Genomic DNA, 3,869 nt, shown 5'->3' with positions numbered 1-3,869 from the left:
AACCCGGCCCGGCGCGTCGCCCTGTCCGGGCTGACGCTCGGGGCCGCGCCCCGGCCCGCAGACTGAAAGCACCCATGGCCCGCTCTCCCGTTCTCCACGTCATGGTCCAGGCCGTCATGAAGGCCGGCCGCGCGCTGCGGCGCGACTTTGGCGAGGTCGAGCAGCTTCAGGTCTCGACCAAGGGGCCAGGCGATTTCGTCAGCGTCGCCGACCGCCGGGCCGAGGAGGCGCTGCGCGCCGAACTGTCCCGCGCGCGGCCGGGCTACGGCTTCGTCATGGAGGAAGGCGGCGTGATCGAGGGCAGCGACCCCGACCACCGCTGGATCATCGACCCGCTCGACGGCACCACCAACTTCCTGCACGGCATCCCGATGTTCGCGATCTCGGTCGCGCTCGAGCGGGCCGGCGTGCTGGTCGCGAGCGTCATCTTCAATCCGGCGACCGACGAGCTCTACACGGCGGAGCGCGGCGGCGGCGCCTACATGAACGACCGGCGCCTGCGCGTCGCGGCGCGGCGGGACTTCGCCGACGCCGTGATCGCGACCGGCGTGCCGCATCTCGGCAAGCCCAACCATGACCGGTTCCGCGAGGAGCTGGCGCGCGTCCAGATCAAGGTCTCGGGCATCCGCCGCTTCGGCTCGGCGGCGCTCGACCTCGCCTGGGTGGCCTCCGGCCGCTTCGACGGCTACTGGGAGCGCCACCTGAAGTCGTGGGACATGGCGGCCGGGATCCTGCTGGTGCGCGAGGCCGGCGGCTTCGTGACCGACGGACAGGGCGGCGACGGCATGCTGACCAACGGCTCGATCGTCGCCGGCAACGAGGTCATGCATGGCGAGCTGCTGAAGCTCGTGAAGGCCTGAGGGCTCCTCGCCCGCCAAGGCTCCTCGCAATGACCGGACTGCGTGGCTGCGGCGCACTTCTTCGCGAGCGCAAACCGTGCACTATGATGGACGCGTGCGCGTTCAACACGGCCTCCGGTCCGCGATGTCCCTGTCCGAGCTAGACCCTTACAAGCTGTCGTCGCCCCGGGTCTTCCTGCTCCGGATGGTGATCTTCCTCGCATTGGCGGGGTTCGTGGCGCTGATCCTGAACCAGCAGATCAAGCGCGCCTTCCTGTCCAATCCGGGCCTCAACGGGCTGATCTTCGCCGTGCTGGTGATCGGCGTGCTGCTGGCGTTCCGGCAGGTGATCCGGCTGTTCCCGGAGGTCCGCTGGGTCAACGGCTTCCGCATGAGCGAGCCCGGCCTCGCGCTGCGCGAGCAGCCGCGGCTGCTGGCCCCCATGGCCTCCCTGCTCGGCGACCGGCTCGGCAACGCGCCGATCGGCACGGCGCTGATGCGCTCGATCATGGACTCGATCGGCACGCGCCTCGACGAGGCCCGCGAGATCGGCCGCTACCTGACCGGGCTGCTCGTCTTCCTCGGCCTGCTCGGCACCTTCTGGGGCCTGCTTGAGACGGTGGGCTCGATCTCCAACGTCATCTCCACGCTCGGCGGCAACGGCACCGAGGACACCGCGGCGCTGTTCGAGGAGCTGAAGTCTGGCCTCGCCGGGCCGCTCGCCGGCATGGGCACCTCCTTCTCGGCGTCGCTGTTCGGCCTCTCGGGCTCGCTGATCCTCGGCTTCCTCGACCTCCAGGCCGGGCAGGCGCAGAACCGCTTCCACAACGAGCTCGAGGACTGGCTGGCCGCCGTGGTCTCGGCCGACCTCGACGACGAGGCGTCGCCGGCCGTCGCGCCCGGAACGCGCGATCCGGCGGAGCTGATCGCGGCGCTCGAGCGGCTCAATAAGACGCTCTCCGAATCCGGCACCAAGACCGCCGCCCAGGCGACGGCGCATCTCGCCGAGGGCATCCAGGGCCTCGTCAAGCACATGCGCTCCGAGCAGCAGATGATCCGCGACTGGGTCGAGGCGCAGTCGAACCAGCAGGGCGACCTGAAGGCGCTGCTCGAGCGCCTGCTGGAGCAGCGCGCCAGGGCCGAGCCGTGACGGCGGCGGAGCGCCCCTGATGGCGCTGAGCTCCCGCCGGCGCTACCGGGCGGTGGACTACTGGCCCGGCTTCGTCGACGCCCTGTCGACGCTGCTGCTGGTCATCATTTTCCTGCTGACCGTGTTCATGATCGCGCAGTTCCTGCTCGGCCGGGAGGTCACGGGCAAGGACACCGCGCTGCAGCGGCTCAACGCCCAGATCGAGGAACTGACCGAGCTGCTGGCGCTGGAGCGCGGCGCCTCGCGCTCCGCCAAGGACGAGCTCACCAGCCTGCAGGCCAATCTCGGCGCGCTGCAGACCGAGAACGAGAAGCTCAAGGCGGACGCGGCCAGCGGCGCCGACCGCGCCCGCGCCGAGGGCGACAAGGCGAGCGGCCTCGCAGCCCAGCTCGATCAGCAGAGGGAGGCGAGCGCCCGCGCGCTCAGCCAAGTCGACCTGCTGAACCAGCAGATCGCCGCGCTGCGCCGGCAGATCGCCGCGCTCGAGGACGCGCTCAACGCGTCGGAATCGCGCGACCGGGAAAGCCAGGCCAAGATCGCCGATCTCGGCTCCCGCCTGAACGTGGCGCTCGCCCAGCGCGTCCAGGAGCTCAACCGCTACCGCTCGGACTTCTTCGGCCGCCTGCGCCAGATCCTCGCCGACCGGCCGGACGTGCGGGTGGTGGGCGACCGCTTCGTGTTCCAGTCGGAGGTGCTGTTCGAGACCGGCCAAGCCGACCTGAACGAGGCCGCCAAGCCCGAGCTCGACAAGATCGCGACCGCGCTGATCGAACTCGCCAAGGAAATCCCGCCGGACATCAACTGGGTGATGCGGGTCGACGGCCACACCGACATCCGCCCGACGCGCGGCGCCTTCCCGTCGAACTGGTCGCTGTCGGCCGCCCGCGCGATCGCCGTGGTGCAGTATCTGGTCCAGAAGGGCGTCGCCCCGCAGCGGCTGCTCGCGGCCGGCTTCGCCGAGTTCCAGCCGCTCGACACGGCGCAGAACGAAGAGGCCTACAAGCGCAACCGCCGCATCGAGCTCAAGCTGACCGAGCGCTGAGGGGGTTCGGCGGTCAGAGGGGCTTCCTGAGGAACACCCGCTCGACGCCCTCCGGGTGGTCCGGGATCGTCCCGAAGGCCGCATAGCCCAGCTTCTCGTAGAAGCCGCGCATCGGCGCGAAGCAGTCCACCCACACGCCGCGGCAGCCCAGCCGGCCCGCTTCCGTCTCGGCGCGGCGCATGAGCCGAGCGCCGAGCCCCCTGCCCCGCTGCGCCTCCGGCACGACCAGCATCTCGACATAGAGCCAGCCGAAGCTCGCCCGCGCCCACAAGCCGCCCGCCGTCCCGCCGGATTCGTCGCGCAGCAGCAGCGCCAGCGGGTGATGGCCGGAGGGGCCGAAGGCGGTCGTGTTGAAGGCCACCAGCGGCCGCACGATCGCGGCGTGGTCGTCCGCCGAGGGCGGATCGGCGAGGACGATCTCGAGCGCCACCTCAGCCGGCCGCGATCTCCGCGCGGCGCACGCGCTCATGTCCGCCGAACTGCAGCTCGGCGAGGCGGGCGTAGAGGCCGCGCCTGGCGACGAGCTCCGCATGGGTGCCCTCCTCGACGATCCGGCCGCCGTCGAGCACGACGATCCGGTCGGCGGCCAGCACGGTCGCGAGCCGGTGGGCGATGACGAGCGTGGTGCGGCCGGCGCGGGTGGCGGCGAGCGCCTCCTGGACCAGCGTCTCGCTCTCGGCGTCGAGCGCCGAGGTCGCCTCGTCGAGCAGCAGCACGGGCGCGTCCTTGAGGAGCGCGCGGGCGAGCGCGATGCGCTATGGCTGCGCCAGATCTACTCGAAGAACTTCCTCTACATGAACCGCGAGACCGCGAAGTCTCTCGGCCTCGAGGACGGCGA

4 protein-coding genes and 1 pseudogene are annotated in these 3,869 nt (G+C 71.1%); 3 read left to right on the top strand and 2 right to left on the bottom strand.

The window, feature by feature from the left end; translation table 11 throughout:
- Positions 1-74: 74 nt before the first annotated feature.
- From ACIKT0_RS14555 to ACIKT0_RS14545, 3 genes are all read left to right on the top strand, one after another.
- Complete coding sequence (locus tag ACIKT0_RS14555) at positions 75-860, top strand: inositol monophosphatase family protein (protein WP_183393353.1); 786 nt, start codon at positions 75-77, stop codon at positions 858-860.
- A 124-nt stretch (positions 861-984) separates the two neighbouring features.
- A complete protein-coding gene (locus ACIKT0_RS14550) occupies positions 985-1,989 on the top strand; it encodes a flagellar motor protein MotA (RefSeq protein WP_407106034.1) in 1,005 nt (334 codons plus the stop codon).
- A gap of 19 nt (positions 1,990-2,008) precedes the next feature.
- Entirely contained in the window at positions 2,009-3,031 is a 1,023-nt protein-coding gene (locus ACIKT0_RS14545; protein WP_407106033.1) for a peptidoglycan -binding protein, read from the top strand.
- A 13-nt stretch (positions 3,032-3,044) separates the two neighbouring features.
- Here the strand turns inward: ACIKT0_RS14545 and ACIKT0_RS14540 are convergent, their stop codons facing one another.
- Both ACIKT0_RS14540 and ACIKT0_RS14535 read right to left on the bottom strand, forming a co-directional pair.
- On the bottom strand, positions 3,045-3,461 hold the full coding sequence (locus ACIKT0_RS14540; RefSeq protein WP_407106032.1) for a GNAT family N-acetyltransferase: 417 nt from the start codon (positions 3,459-3,461) through the stop codon (positions 3,045-3,047).
- A gap of 1 nt (position 3,462) precedes the next feature.
- Positions 3,463-3,786, bottom strand: a pseudogene (locus ACIKT0_RS14535) (ABC transporter); the annotation flags it as partial.
- Positions 3,787-3,869 lie beyond the last annotated feature (83 nt).

The sequence above is a fragment of the Hansschlegelia beijingensis genome (assembly GCF_045505405.1).
Lineage (GTDB): Bacteria > Pseudomonadota > Alphaproteobacteria > Rhizobiales > Methylopilaceae > Methylopila > Methylopila beijingensis_A.
The sequence above is the reverse complement of the archived record's forward strand: the minus strand, read 5'-3'. Positions and strand labels throughout refer to the sequence as shown.